We start from the raw sequence: 18669 nt of genomic DNA, 5'->3' as shown, positions 1-18669 counted from the left end.
GGGGATCAGAGTTTCATATCGCCGAAGAAGTTCTTCACGCCTTCAAACCAGCCAGTCTGACGCGGAGAGTTTTTCTTCTCGCTCAGGGTGTCGGCGAACTGCTGCAGCAGATCTTTCTGCTTCGAGGAAAGGTTCACCGGTGTTTCCACCACCACGCGACACAACAGATCGCCGGGCGCGCCGCCACGCACCGGGGTGACGCCCTTGCCGCGCAGTCGGAACAGCTTGCCGGTCTGACTTTCAGGGGGAATCTTCAATTTGACCTTGCCATCCAAAGTCGGCACTTCCAGCTCGCCGCCGAGCGCCGCGGTGACAAAACTGATCGGCACTTCGCAGTAGAGATTCTTGCCATCGCGCTGAAACAGTTCGTGCTCGCGCACCATCACCTGCACATAGAGATCGCCTGCGGGGCCGCCGTCGGGACCCGCCTCGCCCTCGCCGGACAGGCGGATACGGTCGCCGGTATCCACTCCCGGCGGCACCTTGACCGAGAGGGTTTTGGTCTGCTCTACACGGCCGCGACCGTGGCAGCTGGAGCAGGGGTCAGAGATGATGGTGCCGCGCCCGCGGCAGTTGGGGCAGGTCTGCTGCACGGAGAAGAAACCCTGCTGCATACGCACCTGGCCTGCGCCACCACAGGTGCCGCAGGTCTGCGGCGAGGAGCCCGGCCGGCTGCCGGAACCGTGACAGGTTTCGCAGGTAGTCAAAGTGGGCACACGGATCTTGACTGTGGTGCCGCGCACCGCGTCCTCCAGATCCAGTTCCAGGTCATAGCGCAGATCGGAACCCCGCGCCGGCCCGCTGCGGCGGGCGCCACCGCCAAAAATATCGCCGAATACGTCGCCAAAAATATCGGAGAAACCACCGAAGCCGCCGGCACCGCCGCCGCCCATTTGCCCCTCGACACCGGCGTGACCAAATTGATCGTAAGCCGCTTTTTTCTGCGGGTCGGACAAGACCTCGTAGGCCTCATTGGCCTCCTTGAATTTGTTCTCCGCCTCTTTGTCGCCCGGGTTGCGGTCGGGATGGTATTTCATCGCCACCCGACGGTAGGCTTTTTTCAGCTCTTTTTCCGAGGCGTTCCGGTCGACACCGAGGATCTCGTAGTAATCGCGCTTCGACATAAAAGGTGTTCTTTTTTAACTGCTGAAGGCGCGGTGGCCATTTCCGGGAAATCGCCGCCGCGCCTTTCTTTCCATTTCGCTGCAGAAGCGGCCCGTGGCCGCCCTGCACAGAGAAGACAGAGGGTAAGCTGGCGCCTACGTTACTTGCCTTCTTTTTTGTCGTCCTTTACTTCCTCAAACTCAGCGTCCACCGCCTCTTCACCGCCGGAGGACTGCTCGGAGGCTTGCTCGGCGCCACCTTGTTGTCCCTGGGCCGCCTGGGCCTGCTCGGCGTACATCTTCTGCGCCAGCGGGCCGGAGGCTTCGGTGAGCTTGTTGGTAGCAGCTTCCATCGCAGCCTTGTCGTTACCCTTGACCGCCTCCTCGGCTTCCTTGATGGCCGCTTCTATCGCGGATTTCTCTTCCGCGGTCGCCTTGTCGCCGGCTTCCTCCAAGGTCTTCTTGGTGGCGGAAATCAAACCGTCGAGCGTGTTGCGGGCCTGCACCAGCTCTTCGAACTGTTTGTCTTGCTCGGCGTGGGCCTCGGCGTCCTTGACCATTTTTTCAATTTCCTCCTCGCTCAGGCCGGAGGAAGCTTTGATAACAATGGATTGCTCTTTGCCGGTGGCCTTGTCTTTGGCGGACACGTGCAGGATACCATTGGCATCGATATCGAAGGTCACTTCGATCTGCGGCATGCCGCGCGGCGCCGGCGGAATATCGGTAAGGTCAAAGCGGCCCAGGGACTTGTTCTGAGCAGCCTGCTTGCGCTCGCCCTGCACCACGTGAATGGTCACCGCGGTCTGGTTGTCCTCGGCGGTAGAAAACACCTGGGATTTCTTGGTCGGAATCGTGGTGTTTTTGTCGATCAACGCGGTGGCCACGCCGCCCATGGTCTCGATGCCCAAGGTCAGCGGAGTCACGTCCAGCAGCAGTACGTCTTTCACGTCGCCGGCCAGTACCGCGCCCTGAATGGCCGCCCCCATGGCTACAGCTTCATCGGGGTTGACGTCTTTGCGCGGTTCCTTGCCGAAGAACTCGCTGACTTTCTTCTGCACCAGCGGCATACGGGTCTGACCGCCCACCAGAATCACTTCGTCGATACCGGAGACGGACAAATCGGCGTCCTTCAGCGCGGTCTTGACCGGCTCCAGAGAGCGATCTACCAGTTCTTCCACCAGGCTCTCAAGCTTGGCGCGGGTCAGCTTCACCACCAAGTGTTTCGGGCCGGTGGCATCGGCAGTGATGTAAGGCAGGTTCACTTCCGTCTGCTGACTGGAGGACAGCTCGATCTTGGCCTTTTCCGCCGCTTCTTTCAGGCGCTGCATAGCCAGCGGGTCTCCGGACAGATCGATACCCTGCTCTTTCTTGAACTCTTCCGCCAAGTAGTTGATCAGGCACAGGTCGAAATCCTCACCGCCGAGGAAAGTATCGCCGTTGGTGGACAGCACCTCGAACTGCTTCTCGCCGTCGACGTCGGCAATCTCGATAATAGAAATATCGAAGGTACCGCCACCCAGGTCGTATACCGCCACGGTGCGATCGCCGCCTTTCTTGTCCAGTCCGTAAGCCAGAGCCGCCGCGGTGGGCTCGTTGATAATGCGCTTAACCTCCAGACCCGCGATGCGGCCGGCATCCTTGGTGGCCTGGCGCTGGGAATCGTTGAAGTAGGCCGGCACGGTGATCACTGCGGCATCGACCTTCTCACCGAGGAAATCCTCAGCGGTTTTCTTCATTTTTTTCAGTACTTCCGCGGAAATTTGCGGCGGGGCCTTCTTATCGCCTTTCACTTCCACCCAGGCGTCCCCGTTCTCCGCCTCGACGATGCTATAAGGCACCATCTTGATATCTTTCTGCACCACGTCGTCTTTAAAGCGACGACCGATCAGGCGCTTGACCGCGAACAGTGTGTTTTTCGGGTTGGTCACTGCCTGGCGCTTGGCGGACTGGCCCACCAGAATTTCGTTGTCGTCAGTAAATGCGACGATGGAAGGCGTAGTGCGATCGCCCTCAGCGTTCTCGATTACCCGCGCGCTGTCGCCGTCGAGTACCGAAACACAGCTATTGGTGGTACCCAGGTCGATGCCGATAATTTTTCCCATTTGATAAATCCTCGTTTGCTGTTCGCGCCGGCTCTCGGCCGCGCCTTTTGTATTCTGTGATGCCAGCTATATTGGTGCCGGCGCCGAAATTTCAAGTGTTTCGCCAAATACCGGAAGCCAGGTAGCCCGACTAAGGCGCCTTGCTCACAACCACCATCGCCGGACGCACCAAACGGCCGTTCAAGCGGTAACCTTTCTGGAAGACCTCGAGTACGGTATTGGGCTCCACATCGCCGTTGGGCACTTGGGTCATGGCCTGGTGCAGCTCGGGATCGAAGGGTTCTCCAGCGGGATCCACCACTTCTACAGAGTGCTTGGCCAAGGTATCGACGAAAGACTTGTGAGTAAGCTCAATTCCTTCAACGATCGCCTTGTTGACCTCATCATCGGCATCGATGGAAGCCAGTGCCCGCTCCAGGTTGTCCACCACCGGCAACAGGTCCTGCAGCAGCCTTTCCACCGCATACTTGTGCGCCTTTTCCACATCCTGCTGAGCGCGGCGGCGGGTGTTTTGCGCTTCCGCCTGGGCGCGCAAAACCTGGTCTTTTTGCAGCGCCAGCTGCTCCTGCAACTTGACGATTTCCTCGCGCAGAACTTCGGGGCTCTCGGCTTCTGCGTGCAGGGACTCATCCGCCTGGTGCCGCGTCTCTTCGGTGGGGGTCTCAATTTCAACCTCTGCGGCGCCCCCGTCCGCTTGGGCCTCCCGTTCGCCGTCCCGTCCCTGTTGTGAGGGCTGCTCTCCTTGCGCTGAAAGCTCTTCACCTTGCGCTGAGGGCTCTACAATTTGGTCTTCTTCACTGCGCTGTTTCGCCACTGCTTTCTCCGTCGCGTCGACTGTCAGTTACCTAAAGGTTCCGCCCGCGATTCGGGCAATGCAGCCCTATATGGGGCCTTACCCACACACTTCAAGTGGAATTGCCGGTCTTGGGGAACTTCCGATTCATTCACACGGGTGTCGCAGTGGGCTTCGAGGCACTCAGCCAATGAGATGGGCTTCTCATTTAGCCCCAAAGCACCTGCACCATCACCAAACAGCTGAATCAGAGTGCCCTCAAGGAAGAGGTGACACTGGCCGTACAACTGTAGCTAAGCGGCAGCAATTACTGTATAAATAACCATGAGTTGGCACAGGGATGCCACTAAGGAACCTCTGATTAATTCGCGTGAACGCTTTGGTTAGTTCCGTGGCGCTCAGGCAATAGGATGGCCATTTCGAAAACGCACGAGTACTTCCCTGTAGCTCCGACGGATACATCCCTGTATCCGACGGTTTCGAAATGGCCATCCTATCACCTGAGCTTCTCATCTAGCTCCAAAGAATTTTTACCGTCAGGAAGCGAATTAATCAGAGGTTCCCTAATAAAAACAACGGCCAACCGCGGCCATTAAACATTGTGTAAGCAGGCCTCTGACTATGTTGCTGCACCTGTCTATCAGTCAATTCACCCTGGTGGACCAGCTGGAGCTGGAATTCGGCCCCGGCACCAGTGCACTGACCGGCGAAACCGGCGCCGGCAAATCCATTACCCTCGACGCCCTTGGCCTGGCCCTGGGGGACAGGGGCAGCGCTGAACTGGTGCGCACTGGCAGCCCCCGCGCCGACATCAGCGCCACCTTTGATATCAGCGATCACCCCTCCGCCGCTAGTTGGCTGGAAGGGCAGGAACTGGATGCGGGGCAAGAAGTGATACTGCGCCGCACCATCGGCGCCGACGGCCGCTCCCGCGCCTATATCAATGGCCAGCCGGTGACCCTGTTGCAGCTGCGCACTCTCGGCGAACAGCTGATCGATATCCACAGCCAGCACGAACACCAATCCCTGCTAAAAAAAGACACGCATCGCCGCCTGCTCGACGACTACGCCCGCGCCCAGGAGCTGGCCGCCGAAACCCGTATCCGCTTCAAAAGCTGGCAGGATCAATACCGCCGCTACCGCACTCTCGCCGACAGTGCCGAAGAAACCCAGGCCCGGCGCGAGTTGTTGAAATATCAACTACAGGAGCTGGAACAACTGGGGCTGCAGCCCGGCGAAATCGAAGAGCTGGAACGGGAGCAGCGGCAACTGGCCAACGCGGGTCAGATTTTAAACGGCAGCTACCAGCTGGCAGCGCTGCTTTCCGGTGGCGAGGGGGATATTGCCGAACAGTTGCACCGGGCACTGCAGCTGCTGTCTGCCATGCCAGAACAAAGCCCGGCCCTTACGGAAGTGGCGCAACTGCTCGACAGCGCCCGTATCCAGGTGGACGAGGCAGCCGGCACCCTGTCGCGCCATATCGACCGCTTCGAAATGGACCCGGAGCGCCTGTCGGAAGTGGAAGAGCGACTCAGCGCCATCTACCAAACCGCACGCAAACACCGTGTACAGCCGGATGAGCTGCCGGAACTTGAGCAGCAACTGCAGGCGGAACTGGAGGAGATAGGCACACCGGACGCCCTGGACAAGCTGGCCGCCGAGTGCGAACAGCTAGAGGCCGAATACCGCCGCACAGCGGAAAAACTGAGCAAGCTACGCCAGAGAGCCGCCGCCGACCTGGCCAATGAAGTCAACCGCCAACTGGCGGCTCTGGCCATGCCTCACGCGCGGGTGGAACTGACACTGCAACCACTGGAAAAAGCAGCTGCGAGCGGTCTGGAAGATGTGGAAATACTGATTGCCACCAACCCGGGCCAGCCGCCACGCCCACTCGGGAAAATTGCCTCCGGCGGTGAACTGTCGCGGGTCAGCCTGGCAATTCAAGTGGTCACCGCACAGACATCGCGCACGCCGACACTGGTGTTCGACGAAGTGGACGTAGGTATCGGCGGCGCCACTGGCGACGTGGTTGGCCGCCTTCTGCGGCAACTGGGGGAAACCAGGGACGGCCGCGCAGGTCAGGTGATCTGTGTCACCCACTTGGCCCAGGTGGCCGCTCGGGCGCACCGCCACTATCAAGTGGAAAAACACAGCGACGGACAAGCCGCTTTCGTCTCCCTACGCGAACTGAAGGGCGAAGAACGCCGCGAGGAGATAGCGCGCATGCTGGGCGGCGAAACCACGGCCCAGTCCTTGGCCCACGCGGAAGAAATGCTCTCCCGCAATTAAATCGCCGGACGCCGCACCGGACCACCAATCTTTTGCATGCTGTTCCGCCCCGAGGGCGGCGACCGACATCACATAGCCGACCTCCGGACCGGAAATCACCGAGACTCGCGCCAGGACTCACTCTATACTGCCGCGCCCCAATTGGCAGCAACTTCGACTCTTTCGATGCAAACAACCATTTTCAATACCCCCGTCATCACCCCTGTTCTACGCCTGATCGCCAGGCTGCTGCTGAAGCTGCACGGCTGGCGCGTGGTGTGCGATCGCCAGGCCCTCAAATTAAAAAAATACGTGCTAATCGGCGCGCCGCACACCAGCAACTGGGACGGCTACTACTTTATTCTCGCCGCCCTGAAACTGGGACTGACGCCACAGTGGATGGGTAAGGACAAACTGTTCAGGTTCCCCCTGGGTAGCACCATGCGCTGGTTCGGCGGCATCGCCGTGGATCGCAGCAAAGCCAACAATTTGGTACAGGCCACGGTAGACAAGTTCAATGAGTGCAGATCCCTGATCATCGCGGTTCCGCCGGAGGGCACCCGCGGGCGCGGGGAGCGCTGGAAGACAGGTTTTTATCACATTGCCCGCGGCGCGCGGCTGCCGGTGGTGTGCGGCTTTATCAATTTCCGCAAAAAAGAACTCGGCCTGGGGCCGGTGATGGGAATGGGGGAAAACCTGAAGATGGAACTGGCGCGCATCCGCGACTTTTACCGGGACAAGATCGGCAAGTATCCCGAACATTTTACGCCGCCCGCCTGAGGGCAGCGCACCTTCGCCCCGCCAAGCACCCGGAAGGCGCCAAGCCAGTTTCCGCAAGCGGCCCGCGGGCAAACCGGGCCGCAGCGGGGCAGAGTCAAGCGCCCTTCTTTTTCACGTAGAGCACCAAGCTGTGTCCGGTCAGCTCGTAGCCGTGTTCTTCGGCGATCTGCTTCTGCAGCCGCTCAATCTCTTCGTTGTGGAATTCAATGACCTTGCCGGTATCAGTGCATACCATGTGATCGTGGTGGTCGCCGCGGTCCAGCTCGAATACCGAGTGACCGCCATCAAAATTGTGGCGCATCACCAGACCGGCACTTTCGAACTGAGTCAACACCCGGTAGACGGTGGCCAGACCGACATCCTCGCCCGCATCCAGCAGCATCTTGTAGACATCTTCCGCACTCAGGTGCTGTTCGCTCGCGCTTTCCAGTAGCTGTAGAATCTTCACCCGCGGCAAGGTGACCTTGAGGCCGGCCTTGCGCAGTTCCTGATTTTCATTAGACATGCAGTAATTTTTCCCGGCAGGGTTTCTCGGTTCCTGAATACATCCGCTCACCCGCCGCCCAAATCGCGTCTGTCGGCGCGCGAACACTTCGGGTATTATCCACGCCCAGCGGGATCAGCGGAACCCCGGGGCCGGGCGCGCCGCACAGGCGGCGGGGCAGGCCACAAGTACCGGGGAACTTTCCGGGCTGCCGGGCGCCTATCTATATCACTGCTGATATTCGCAGCACAGCCCGCTCCGGGCAGTTGCTGACCGACAAGACATAATGGAGCAATGAATGCCGTCTAGCCTGAGAATCCTCGCCGTTGCCGGCCTTTGCGCCCTACTCGGCGCCTGCAGCCTATTCAAGTTTCCCGGTGTACACCGCATCGAGGTGCAGCAGGGCAACATCATCACCCAGGAGATGGTCGACCAGCTGAAACCGGGCATGACCCGGCGCCAGGTGCGCTTTGTACTGGGCACGCCTCTGCTGGAGGACACTTTCAACCCCAACCGCTGGGATTACATCAACCGCATGCGTAATCCCGATGGCGAGGAAACCCAGAAGCGCTTCACTGTCTATTTCAACGGCGACATCCTGATCGCCACCAGCGGCGACTGGCAGCCAGAGGGCTGGCCGCGCTAAATTCCGCCGCGGCGCAACCGCTCAGGTCCCGCCCGCGCGACGTTTGGCCTTCTCCGCGCGCTGCTTGCGCGCCTCCTTGGGATCGGCGATCAGCGGTCGGTATATCTCCACCCGGTCACCCGGCTGCAGCACGTACTGATCCGCCGGGGCCAACCCCTTGGTCCCCAGTGTCTGACCGAAGATACCCATCTTCGCCGTGGCCGGGTCCACTTCGGGGAACTCTTCCGGAATTCCCGAGCGCACCAGCGCATCCAACGCTGTAGTGCCCGGCGGCACCAGCAATCGGGTCAGCCGCTGCTCATGCGGCAGCGCGTAGACCACTTCCACCGCGATTGTCTTGATATCCGTCATAGCTGTTTTCCGTAAACCTGATCCGCGCGCGCGCACATAACACCCACCATCTGGTTGGCCAGATCGCTGAACAATTTACCCACAGCCGCTGCCACCAGGCGGTTCTTGAGGCTGAAAGACAGGCTAAAACTCACCTTGCAGGCGTCCTCCGCCAAGGGCGTGAAGCGCCACTCCCCGTTGAAAGCCTGAAAGGGGCCTTCCACCAGCGTCAGCGCCATGCGGTGCGGTCTCTCCAGCTGGTTGCGGGTTACGAAGCTCTGGCGAAGGCCGGCGCGCTGCAGATCCAGGCGCGCCTCCAGGGTTCGTTCACTGCTGAACAACACCTCCGCTCCGCGACAGCCGGGCAAAAACTGCGGGTAACTGGCCACATCGTTGACCAGATCAAACATCTTTTCGGCACTGTGCATCACCAGCGCGCTGCGCTCAATTTCAGTCATTCTTACCGCCGATTCCAGTTCTGAAGGGAAAATCGCCTACCCTCTACCATAAACCGGCAATTTTGCCAGCCAGCGCTACTCAAGCAAGCTAATTCCTGTAACAATCGCAGTTATAACCGGCCAGTCAAGGCCGCGCGAGAAAACAAAGCGAAGGGACCGCTGAAGAACTGCCGGACACACGACGGGCGCCGAAAACCAAAACGCTGGCGGCGTCTCGCACGGACTCGGCAAGCGCACCGCAAAGCGTTTTTCAGAGGCCCCAAGATCAGACAACAATAATATAGCGAGAATACTATGTCCGCAGTCAGAGAGCATTTTGGGTCGCGGCTTGGCTTTATCCTGGCCGCCGCGGGTTCCGCCGTGGGAATCGGCAATCTTGTGGCTTTTCCAGTAGCGGCTACCAAGAGCGGGGGCGGCGCCTTTTTGCTGGTATACGCACTCTTCGTTTTCTTTATCTGCTTGCCGGTAATGATGGCGGAGTTGGCACTGGGGCGCCGCGCCGACAAAGACCCGGTGGGCGCCTACCGGCAGCTCTCCGGCGGTTCCCGCCCCTGGACCATCCCCGGCTGGCTAGCCCTGTTCACTCCCTTTATGATCGCAGTCTTCTACTTGGTGGTAACCGTCTGGATACTGGGCTACCTTGTGGAAACCCTGCGCGGCAACCTGGACCAACTGGCCACAGAGACCCACTTCGGCCAGTTCATCAACTCCCCCGTCGTCTTCGTTTACCTGGTCGTTCTTATGCTGGGAATCAACGCTATTCTGGCCATGGGGGTCAAAGACGGCATTGAGCGGGCCTCCAAAACACTGATGCCGATGCTCTTCATTATGTTGCTGGGATTGGTGATTTTTGTGCTCACCCGCGAGAACGCGATGCTCGGCGTTAAGTATTATCTGATTCCGGACTTTGCCAAGATCGACAGTGCGGTTGTGAGTAAGGCTATGGCCCAGGCCTTTTTCTCTCTGTCTCTGGGCATGGGAATCATGATCACCTACGGCTCCTACATGAAGAGGGGAGACTCGATTCCCGGCTCCTCCCGCGCCGTCGCCATCACCGACACACTGGTAGCCTTCACCGCCGGCCTGCTGATACTGCCGAGCATTTTCCACTTTGATCCACAAATAGATCCAACCAAACTGAGCGACTCCTCCGCCGGCATGATCTTTCTGTTCCTGCCGAAAATCTTCTTCGCCCTGCAGGACAGTATCGGCTACTTCGGCGCCAGCGCCTTCGCCGCTGTCTTTTTCTTCCTGGTATTGGTAGCCGCAGTCACCTCTCTGATGTCAATCATCGAAGTCCCCATCGCCACCCTGTGCGATGAGCGCGGCATGGAGCGCAAGAAAGCCATCTACACCATCGCCGCAGTACAGGTTTTTCTCGCCGTCGGTTGTGCGGTATCCTTTGGCATGGTCAAATTCTTCACCCAGTTTGTGACCTTGGCCGGTGAAAGCAAGTCCTTCTTCGACCTGATTGAATTACTCTTTTACGACACCATACTGCCCCTCAACGGTCTGCTGGTATGCCTGTTCGTAATCTACAAATGGAAGAAAACCAACTTCGACAAGGAACTACAGGAAGGCGATAGCAGCTTCGCCGGCTCCATTTCACAGAAATACATCAACTTCTCCCTGGGCACCTTTATCCCCCTGATGCTGCTGTTGATCTTTATCAACACCGTGGCCCTGAAGTTTTTTGGACACAGTTTTATCTAGACACCTATGGCGAAAAAGAAAAAGGCCCAAACCTCCAGCACCATTGCACTGAACAAAAAAGCCCGGCACGACTACTTCATCGAAGAAAAGATTGAGGCCGGCCTGGAGCTACAGGGCTGGGAGGTAAAAAGCTGCCGCGAGGGCAAGGCCCAACTTACCGACAGCTACGTCATTTTTAAAAATGGCGAGGCCTGGCTGCTGGGCGCGCGCATACAGCCGCTGCCCAGTGCTTCCACCCATTACGTCACCGAACCGGATCGCACCCGGAGGCTGCTGCTCAACAAACGCGAACTGGCCAAGCTGATCGCCGCCACGGAACAAAAGGGCTACACCGTGGTGGCCACGGCCCTCTACTGGAAAAAGCATCTGATCAAATGCGAGATCGCTCTGGCCAAGGGCAAAGCCAAGCACGACAAGCGCGAAACAGAAAAGGCTCGCGACTGGAACCGGGAAAAACAACGCCTGATGCGCAGAGACAACCGCTGAGGTTGTCGAGCTTAACCCGTCAGGGACGGCGGAAATCCACAACGCACAGGGAGTACTTTTGGCGGCACATTGCCCTTAACCCCCTTTCCTCCGGGAGAAGGGAAAACATAGAAGAATAACGAAGAGAACAACCATGAGTGCACCGCGAGGACAATTCAGCTCCAACATCGGCTTCCTGATGGCCGCCGCGGGCTCCGCCGTGGGCCTGGGCAATATCTGGGGCTTCCCCACCAAGGCCGCCGGCAACGGCGGCGCCGCTTTTGTGATTGTCTACCTGCTGCTGGCGTTTATACTCGCCTACCCGGCCCTGATGGCCGAGCTGACCATCGGTCGCCACGCGCGCCGCAATATGGTCCAGGCCCTGCGAGGCATATCCACCGGCCCCATCAGCCGCATCTTTGCCAACCTCGCTGGTTTCGGTGGCATTGTTGTCGCCTCACTAATTCTGAGCTTCTATGCCATTGTCGCCGGCTGGATGGTCGCCTACCTGGCCGACCCCTTCGCCAACTTTTTCGGCATGAGTGGAGCCACAGACTGGCTCACTGGCAATAGCACTGGGCGCAACCTGACCTTCACCGCCATATTCAGCGGCATGACCATGCTGATCATCGCCGCTGGCGTGGAAAAAGGTATTGAGCGCTGGTCCACCCTGCTGATGCCCTCCCTGATCATCCTACTGTTGCTGCTGATCATCTACGTGCTCACCCAGCCCGGCGCCATGACCGGCCTGGAAGTTTATCTGATGCCCGACTTCAGCCACCTCTCCCCCAAACTGCTGATCGCCGCCATGGGGCAGGCTTTCTTCTCCCTCTCCCTCGGCGTGGGAACTATGCTAATTTACGGCTCCTACCTCAGCCAGCAGGAAAGCCTGCCGCGCCTGGGAGCCCTGGTGACTCTGATCGATGTGGGTATCGCCTTTACCGCCGGCCTATTGATACTGCCCGCCATGTACGTGGCCCAGGAAGCGGGCACCCAGATCTTCTCCGCCAGCGGCGAACTGATCGCCGGCCCCGACCTGATACTGCAGGTACTGCCGGCCCTGTTCGAAACCATGGGCACTGCGGGCCTGTTCGTGGCCATCGCCTTTTTCGCCCTGATGGTGATCGCCTCCCTCACCTCCTCCATCTCCATGCTGGAAGTCCCGGTGTCCTTCTCCATCGAAAACCTCGGCGTACGGCGCGAACTGGCAACCCCTCTGGTTGGGCTGGTCATATTCACCCTCAGCAGCCTGATCATCTTCAATTTCGACTCCCTGTTCGGACTCATCGTCAGCATCAGCACCGAGTACGGCCAACCGCTGCTGGGTGTGGCTCTGTGCGTCTTCGCCGGGTGGATCTGGCATCGCGACCAGCTGCTGGCGGAGCTCAAAAAAGGACACGAAAACATCGAGCACACCCTTTTCTGGAAAATCTGGCCCTGGTACGTACGCATCGTCTGCCCCCTGCTCATACTGGCGGCCTTCGTGCAATCGCTCTCCTAACTGCGGGAAAGGGGCGCCCCGACCACGAGTCCACAAACGCCCCCACCTGTCGCCCCGGAGCAAATTTTGATATACTCCGGCGACACAACTGTGTTTCCTATCGGGGATGACTTGGATTCGACGCCGGTAACGAAACCATGGGTGCATGCCGTGATGGCAGCCAATCACGTAAATCCAAAGCTGCAATTTAATAGTTGCCAACGACGACAACTACGCTCTGGCGGCTTAAGCCCGCCAGCAGTCTTCAGCAAGGTTCCAGTACCGCGCTGCTGACTGTCAGATAGAACTGGATCGCCGTGAAGTTTGTCTGGGATGGATCGGCTAAATCTTTACAGACTCGCTCATAACGTCCTGCCCGCCGGGCTGTTGTGAGTTAAATCAATAGACGGAACTAAGCATGTAGAGCCTCTGGCGGAGTGCTGACGGACGCGGGTTCGACTCCCGCCATCTCCACCAAAAACTTAAGCCCCAGCCGGTTTCGGTTGGGGTTTTTCATTTTTCGGGCGGCGTATATTTACAGGCTCGCACAGGATCTAGAGCGCTTTGCGACGAGCGTCTCTGACATTCTCTTTTCGGGAACTTGTCATACCCATCCCGCCCTAAAAGCTCCACACACGTAGCCCCGCCGCCTTAACCTCGCCAGATTACCCCCTATCGCCTCTTCGAGCGCTATTCATCACCGGACTATCTCTGACCTTTCCCCTGGCCAGCAAAACAGATCGTTTACAAACCGTTATGACCTTTTGCTTATTTTTCTGATACCTTCCTCTATCCGTCTTGCTTTTTGTTTTGTTTCGCTTTTATTGCGTTGCATACCCCGCTTCAGATCTGCTTTTTTACGTTTTTTCATTCATTTTTTGATTGCCTGCCTCTAACTCGGCCAAGATCATTTGGATTATTCAAATTAATTTACCCTTTATCGCCCCCTCCTCCAGCTACGGTATTTATACAAAAATACGGCCGATAAATACGAAGTGGAACATACCCATCACCAACAAAACCGATCTGCAATGGAACGAAACCCAGCGCGGCAACCGCTTCGCATGCCGGCGCAAAGCGTTGGGGCGGGCTGCCGGCGTGGTAGCCAGTCTCTACGCGGTGCCGTCCAGGAAAGTGGCATTTCCCATCCACGGGCACTTTATTTTCATCCTCGTGGGTAACGGCGACGCGGCGGCACAGCGCACTCTGGCACGCTATTTTCCGGAACCGACGGCGGTTGGCTACTGGACGGATGAGAAGGCGCCATAACAATTCCGGTTAATTGGCGCCGAGGTGAACAAGCAACGCGGGAAAAATTCCAAGGTAGCCGGAAGAAGGCGAGCAGTCACAATAGACACAAAATCTGAGCACGCGTTTTCAGATTTCTCCTCCACCTCCGCAACCGCCTGCTACTTTTAAGTGTTACTCAACACGCACCGAGTAACCGCACAGACACGGCGGTACGCTAACTAGTAAACGGATAATTTGCTGCCCAACACAAGGATTTTGGAGGGAGATGTTCATGAAGTGGTTTCGATTTCTGGCCGCTGCTGGCGTTTTTTTACCGTCGCTTGCTATCGCACAGCCCGACTGGCGGGAAATGGATTGGGGAGATTTTATCGTCCGTCTGGGCGGCAGTTATATCCACCCGGATGACGGCTCCACATCACTGAAGTTTCGGGTATTACAGCACTGGGATCTCTATAACACTACCTGGGAAATCGATTCTTCCAGAACTTGGCAGCTTTCCGCCGTTTGGCGGCCAATGCCTTATTGGGGAATCGAGTTGATGCATATCGGCGGCGCCGATTACGATGCGGACCTGGATTATTTCACCGGAATTCCGGGCCGCGAGGTAATCGCGCTGGGAGACTTCAAAGCGTCTTCCAGCCTCGCCTTCGTCAACTGGTATATTCTCGACGGCACCTGCCTGGGCCGCCCCTATATCGGGGTGGGCATCAATTACACGGATTTCCACGACGTGAGCCTCAGTGGCGCGTTTAATCAATTTCTGATCGATTCCGGACTGGCCACCGGCAGGGGAGATTTCAATCTCGGCCACTCCTGGGACTGGGCGGCGCAGGCGGGAGTGGATTTCAGTTTCGACTGGGGTTTCCCCCTACTCGTCAACGCATCGGTGCAGCATTTTCACTCGGATACGGATGCCAGAGTTACCTTCCCCACGGAACTGGGCTACGACCGCCTCTACGCCCGCTTCGACTATGATCCATGGGTCTTCAACCTGAGTGTCGGCTACCGATTCTGACTGGGTGCCAGTGACAGGCAGCCATGGAATCACCGAATAAATAATGGTCCCCCGCGCCGCTGCCGCCACGGGGATAATGCCACGGAAAGCGCAGGAATCATTGTGGGCGTAATTGTCAAAAGCCACAGTCTTGCAGGACGAGGGTTTTCCTGGGGCTGCTTTGTTATTGCCGCAGCTGTCATTTTTTCCGGACGGGTATGGGCAGACTGTACCCCTGGCAATACCGGTACTCCCGCCGCCGATCATATTCTCTGCGACAAGGACAACGATGCGGAAGGCGCCGATGTGGAATCTTATGGCGGCGATGACACACTGGACCTAAATGGCGGCACCATAGGCTGGGTACGTGCGGGAGACGGCGACGATGTCATTACCATCGGCGGCGATACGGGCCTCAGCACGTCACCAGATCCCGAGGCGCTCTCCGAATCCGATGACTTGGGCGATGAAGGCGAGTCGAATGTGGATCAGGGAGGCTTCGAATTCAATCAAGTCCTTATCGAAAAAGGCATCGATGGCGGCGCGGGCAATGACACCATTGTGATGAATAACCGCCATGCCGACGTGGGGAGTTTTCTCGACGGCGGCGGTATCAATGGCGGCAGCGGCGATGACACCATCGAGCTGCTGGATGGTTTGGCATTTTACGTCTGGGGCGGCGAAGGGGACGACCACATCATTCTCGACGGCGGCTTTGTTTTCCATTACATCGACGCTGGCGAGGGCGACGATTTTATTTACTGGGATGAAGGTCTCGCTAATGAAGTGCGCGGCGGTCCGGGTTCCGACCGCTTGGTGATCGATTCATTTGCCTATGAAAGCGGCCCGATCCTGGACGGTGGTGACGATGTTTACCCGGACGACGGCGATATCGATACCCTGACTTTTATTCTCGATTATGAGCAGGATGCCAGTCTTTTGCGCAATTGGGAGCGCATCGTTATCTGGGGCAGCTCCAAGATGAAGTTCAGCGGCAGTCTCAACGTGGGCGGCGGCAAAGATACCGAAGGCAATGACCTGGGGCTGGATATTTTGTTTGGCGGATTGGTGCAATTTATTCCTCAGCATTTTGTGGCCACCGGAAATATCGCTAACGCGGGGACCCTGGACTTGGCCTACAACAGTCGTTTCGACACCCTGACACTGGCCATGGATGCCGATGGCAACTACGGCGATTACATCGGCAAAGACGGACGCCTGTGGCTGGATGTGCGCCTCAATGGTGATGGTGCACCCGCCGACCTTTTAAAAATCGAGGGAGATACCTCCGGGCGGACCTTTATCCGCGTCACCAACCGCGACGGCACCGGCGCCGCCACAAGCGGCGACGGTATCCAGCTGGTGCAGGTGGACGGCACTTCCGCCGCCGACGCCTTTGTACTGGATGGCGACTTTGTTACCAGGGACGGACGACAAGCGGCCATAGGCGGTGCCTATGCGTACACACTGCATCACAATGGTGTAGAAAACCCGGAAGACGGCCACTGGTATCTGCGCTCAGTGCTGAATCAGAACGGAGGTACAACCCCCCGCTGGCAGCCGGGCGCAGTTATGTACGAAAGCTACCCTCAGATACTCCGCTCGCTGAACCGGCCCGATTCGCTACGCAGCCGTCTGGGCAACCGCTTTTGGGTGGGCAGCAGCTACAAGGACGTATATAGCTGTGACTACGCCACCTCGGTGGAAAGGGCCATCGATGGTGGCGGCCCCTGGATTCGCACCCTAGCCCGGCGCGGAAATTTCGATCCAATGAAATCCACCACCCAGGCCCACTGGGAGCAGGACTACGTTTATGTACAGCTGGGCGTGGATGTGCCGTTCGGTTTCACCGTAATGGGCACTCAGCCCATCGGCAGCGCAGCCCTGCACTACGGGGATGCGGAAAACGATATCAAATCCTTTTTCGGCGATGGTGAGATCGATGTTAAACACTACGGCGCCAGCGGTTTTCTGACCTGGTATGGTATCCAAGGCGCCTACCTGGATGCGCAACTACTACTGAACTGGTTTGATTCCGATATCACCGCCTTCGATCTGCGCAGCCTGCAAAGGGGGACGGAGGCATTCGGTTACGCGCTTTCCATCGAAGGCGGGCGCAGCTTCAAGCTGCGCGACCTCTACGCCCTTACCCCGCAGGTGCAATTGAGTTATGCCAAAGAGGAAGCGGATGACTTGAACGATACTTACGGCGTAGTGGTCACCGATATCAACAACAACGGCCTGCGCGCGCGTATCGGTGCCACCTTTGAAAAAAGAGTCAGCCGCCGCGTTTCCGGCCGCAATATGTACGGTGACCTACCGCTGGAACGCATCAGTATTCAGGTCACCCCCAGTGTTATCTACAATTTCGGCAAAAAAACGCATGTCACGGTTTCCCGCACACGCCTGGGCCAACAGGAGGATGACTGGCTGGGCAAATTGAGCATAGGCGCCACCTACGACGAATGCGGGGACGGCTGCTCCGTGTATGGGGAAATCAATTTCTTCACCAGCCTGGACAACTTCGGCGACAGCGACGGTGCGGAGATGATGTTCGGGTTTCGCTACAAGTGGTAGCAGTTCCCTAGCGATAGTACGCCAGCGTCTGTTCCGCGATTTTATCCCAGGAAAATTCGCGCCTCGCTCTGTCTAGGGCCGCCTGCCCCATGGTATGTACCACTTCTTGGTTATCACAGCAGTACCGCATGGCCTGTGCCAGAGCATCAGGCGATGCCGGTTCCACCAGTAAACCGGTTTTTTCATGGTGCAGAATCACGGGAATTCCGCCCACACGGGTGCCAATCAAGGGCAGGCCGCAGGCCATTGCCTCCAGGCCCGCGATACTGGTCGCCTCCATCAATGATGGCAGTACCGACACATTTCCGGCGGCAAACACTTCCGGCATTTTTTGATTGTCTACGCCCCCTAGCATATGCACGCGAGCACTGCAACCAGCATCCGCCACGATTTGCTCGAACTGTTCTCGATCTTCACCGTCTCCCGCCACTATCACGTGGAAATTGTCCCGCTGTACCCGACCAATCGCTTTAGCGAAATGCAAAACTCCATTTTTTTCCACTAGGCGCCGAGCAAGTACAAAAACCATCGCTGAGGTTGGAATACCCAGCGTTTTACGCAGTGCACTATCGGTCGGGTAAAAGCGCCCGGTATCCACGCCATTGGAGATAAATACTGTTTTCCCTCCATAACCGGTGGTACGTGTCGCTTCAACCAGCTCCTCACTCGGGGCCAACACGACTGATGCAAGCTCCAGTTCACGCCGCATCTTATCCAGGACTTTCTGCCCTTTCTTGACGCGCTTCAAGAAAGATGACGTATGGTTGGTAAAAACGACCGGTACGCCTGCCCGCGCGGCCGCTTTCAGTGGTCGCATGCCGTGCACATGGGCCACTTCAAAACCGTTTTCCCGCACTTGCTTTTTCAAAAACCGGGACAACTTCCAGTCGTACACCAGATGGCTGTTGGGCAGCTTGAGCCTGTGTACCTCTATTCCATCCATGATCTCAAATTTGCTCAAACTTTTTTCGGCACGACGTGCCACTACTGCCACCCGATGCCCGGCACGTACCAATGCCTTGGCAAGTTCATACACATGGGTTTGAACCCCGCCAATACTGGGGGGAAACTCATTGGAAAGCATCAGGATTTTCATAGAAGACATTTAGACTGGTCAGTAACGGCGGCGGATTGTAGCACACGCCTACAACAGGCCAGTGTCTCCGCCCATTGGCTACATTACCATGACACTGGAAGCCGGTCTCGCCCGGTCAACCTTAAAATG

At 57.8% G+C, this 18669-nt stretch carries 16 protein-coding genes and 1 other RNA gene; 10 read left to right on the top strand and 7 right to left on the bottom strand.

The features are described from left to right. Positions 1-5: 5 nt before the first annotated feature. From dnaJ to grpE, 3 genes are all read right to left on the bottom strand, one after another. Positions 6-1124, bottom strand: coding sequence for a molecular chaperone DnaJ (gene dnaJ, locus A3224_RS03610; protein ID WP_067151610.1), 1119 nt, complete (start codon positions 1122-1124; stop codon positions 6-8). A 140-nt stretch (positions 1125-1264) separates the two neighbouring features. Then, positions 1265-3205 carry a molecular chaperone DnaK gene (gene dnaK / locus A3224_RS03605; protein ID WP_067151607.1) on the bottom strand — a complete coding sequence of 647 codons (1941 nt, stop codon included), beginning with the start codon at positions 3203-3205 and terminating at the stop codon, positions 1265-1267. A 130-nt stretch (positions 3206-3335) separates the two neighbouring features. Further along, positions 3336-4019, bottom strand: a complete 684-nt coding sequence (gene grpE, locus A3224_RS03600) for a nucleotide exchange factor GrpE (protein WP_067151604.1) — start codon at positions 4017-4019, stop codon at positions 3336-3338. Between the two features lie 600 nt (positions 4020-4619). Here grpE and recN point away from each other — a divergent pair. Further along, positions 4620-6287, top strand: a complete 1668-nt coding sequence (gene recN, locus A3224_RS03595; RefSeq protein ID WP_067151601.1) for a DNA repair protein RecN — start codon at positions 4620-4622, stop codon at positions 6285-6287. A 165-nt stretch (positions 6288-6452) separates the two neighbouring features. Next, positions 6453-7046, top strand: coding sequence for a 1-acyl-sn-glycerol-3-phosphate acyltransferase (locus A3224_RS03590; protein WP_067151598.1), 594 nt, complete (start codon positions 6453-6455; stop codon positions 7044-7046). Positions 7047-7140: 94 nt separating this feature from the next. Here the strand turns inward: A3224_RS03590 and fur are convergent, their stop codons facing one another. Next, the gene (gene fur, locus A3224_RS03585; protein WP_067151595.1) at positions 7141-7551 is read right to left on the bottom strand and encodes a ferric iron uptake transcriptional regulator; all 411 of its coding nucleotides are present in this window, start codon (positions 7549-7551) and stop codon (positions 7141-7143) included. 277 nt (positions 7552-7828) lie between these two features. Between fur and A3224_RS03580 the strand changes: the two genes are divergently transcribed. Continuing rightward, positions 7829-8176: an outer membrane protein assembly factor BamE gene (locus A3224_RS03580; protein WP_067151592.1), complete on the top strand. Its 348-nt coding sequence runs from the start codon at positions 7829-7831 to the stop codon at positions 8174-8176. A gap of 21 nt (positions 8177-8197) precedes the next feature. Here the strand turns inward: A3224_RS03580 and A3224_RS03575 are convergent, their stop codons facing one another. Together A3224_RS03575 and A3224_RS03570 are read right to left on the bottom strand one after the other, a co-directional pair. Beyond that, positions 8198-8527: an RnfH family protein gene (locus A3224_RS03575; RefSeq protein WP_067151589.1), complete on the bottom strand. Its 330-nt coding sequence runs from the start codon at positions 8525-8527 to the stop codon at positions 8198-8200. Continuing rightward, a complete protein-coding gene (locus A3224_RS03570; protein ID WP_067151585.1) occupies positions 8524-8964 on the bottom strand; it encodes a type II toxin-antitoxin system RatA family toxin in 441 nt (146 codons plus the stop codon). The genes A3224_RS03575 and A3224_RS03570 overlap by 4 nt, the downstream gene beginning before the upstream one ends. Positions 8965-9258: 294 nt before the next feature. Between A3224_RS03570 and A3224_RS03565 the strand changes: the two genes are divergently transcribed. From A3224_RS03565 to A3224_RS03535, 7 genes are all read left to right on the top strand, one after another. Beyond that, positions 9259-10677, top strand: coding sequence for a sodium-dependent transporter (locus tag A3224_RS03565; protein WP_067151582.1), 1419 nt, complete (start codon positions 9259-9261; stop codon positions 10675-10677). A gap of 6 nt (positions 10678-10683) precedes the next feature. Continuing rightward, positions 10684-11163: an SsrA-binding protein SmpB gene (gene smpB / locus A3224_RS03560; RefSeq protein ID WP_067151579.1), complete on the top strand. Its 480-nt coding sequence runs from the start codon at positions 10684-10686 to the stop codon at positions 11161-11163. A gap of 133 nt (positions 11164-11296) precedes the next feature. Then, positions 11297-12643, top strand: coding sequence for a sodium-dependent transporter (locus A3224_RS03555; RefSeq protein ID WP_067151576.1), 1347 nt, complete (start codon positions 11297-11299; stop codon positions 12641-12643). A gap of 102 nt (positions 12644-12745) precedes the next feature. Further along, positions 12746-13099: a transfer-messenger RNA gene (ssrA, locus tag A3224_RS03550) on the top strand. 405 nt (positions 13100-13504) lie between these two features. Next, on the top strand, positions 13505-13891 hold the full coding sequence (locus tag A3224_RS03545) for a hypothetical protein (RefSeq protein WP_067151574.1): 387 nt from the start codon (positions 13505-13507) through the stop codon (positions 13889-13891). Between the two features lie 253 nt (positions 13892-14144). After that, on the top strand, positions 14145-14888 hold the full coding sequence (locus A3224_RS03540; protein WP_067151571.1) for an OmpW/AlkL family protein: 744 nt from the start codon (positions 14145-14147) through the stop codon (positions 14886-14888). A 102-nt stretch (positions 14889-14990) separates the two neighbouring features. Further along, complete coding sequence (locus tag A3224_RS03535) at positions 14991-17444, top strand: autotransporter family protein (RefSeq protein WP_067151568.1); 2454 nt, start codon at positions 14991-14993, stop codon at positions 17442-17444. A gap of 7 nt (positions 17445-17451) precedes the next feature. On the opposite strand, the gene A3224_RS03530 is transcribed toward A3224_RS03535, so the two are convergent. Beyond that, complete coding sequence (locus tag A3224_RS03530; protein WP_067151565.1) at positions 17452-18540, bottom strand: glycosyltransferase family 4 protein; 1089 nt, start codon at positions 18538-18540, stop codon at positions 17452-17454. Positions 18541-18669 lie beyond the last annotated feature (129 nt).

Origin of the sequence: Microbulbifer thermotolerans, assembly GCF_001617625.1 — a bacterium.
Classification (GTDB): Bacteria; Pseudomonadota; Gammaproteobacteria; order Pseudomonadales; family Cellvibrionaceae; genus Microbulbifer; species Microbulbifer thermotolerans.
Note: the sequence above shows the minus strand (reverse complement) of the source record. Positions and strands in the feature narration are given on the sequence as shown.

Coding starts and splice junctions, on each gene's coding strand:
- A3224_RS03590 (WP_067151598.1), top strand. CDS start 6,453: ATGCAAACAACCATTTTCAATACCCCCGTCATCACCCCTGTTCTACGC.
- recN (WP_067151601.1), top strand. CDS start 4,620: ATGTTGCTGCACCTGTCTATCAGTCAATTCACCCTGGTGGACCAGCTG.
- fur (WP_067151595.1), bottom strand. CDS start 7,551: ATGTCTAATGAAAATCAGGAACTGCGCAAGGCCGGCCTCAAGGTCACC.
- dnaJ (WP_067151610.1), bottom strand. CDS start 1,124: ATGTCGAAGCGCGATTACTACGAGATCCTCGGTGTCGACCGGAACGCC.
- A3224_RS03530 (WP_067151565.1), bottom strand. CDS start 18,540: ATGAAAATCCTGATGCTTTCCAATGAGTTTCCCCCCAGTATTGGCGGG.
- A3224_RS03575 (WP_067151589.1), bottom strand. CDS start 8,527: ATGACGGATATCAAGACAATCGCGGTGGAAGTGGTCTACGCGCTGCCG.
- A3224_RS03565 (WP_067151582.1), top strand. CDS start 9,259: ATGTCCGCAGTCAGAGAGCATTTTGGGTCGCGGCTTGGCTTTATCCTG.
- dnaK (WP_067151607.1), bottom strand. CDS start 3,205: ATGGGAAAAATTATCGGCATCGACCTGGGTACCACCAATAGCTGTGTT.
- A3224_RS03555 (WP_067151576.1), top strand. CDS start 11,297: ATGAGTGCACCGCGAGGACAATTCAGCTCCAACATCGGCTTCCTGATG.
- A3224_RS03580 (WP_067151592.1), top strand. CDS start 7,829: ATGCCGTCTAGCCTGAGAATCCTCGCCGTTGCCGGCCTTTGCGCCCTA.
- smpB (WP_067151579.1), top strand. CDS start 10,684: ATGGCGAAAAAGAAAAAGGCCCAAACCTCCAGCACCATTGCACTGAAC.
- A3224_RS03570 (WP_067151585.1), bottom strand. CDS start 8,964: ATGACTGAAATTGAGCGCAGCGCGCTGGTGATGCACAGTGCCGAAAAG.
- A3224_RS03540 (WP_067151571.1), top strand. CDS start 14,145: ATGAAGTGGTTTCGATTTCTGGCCGCTGCTGGCGTTTTTTTACCGTCG.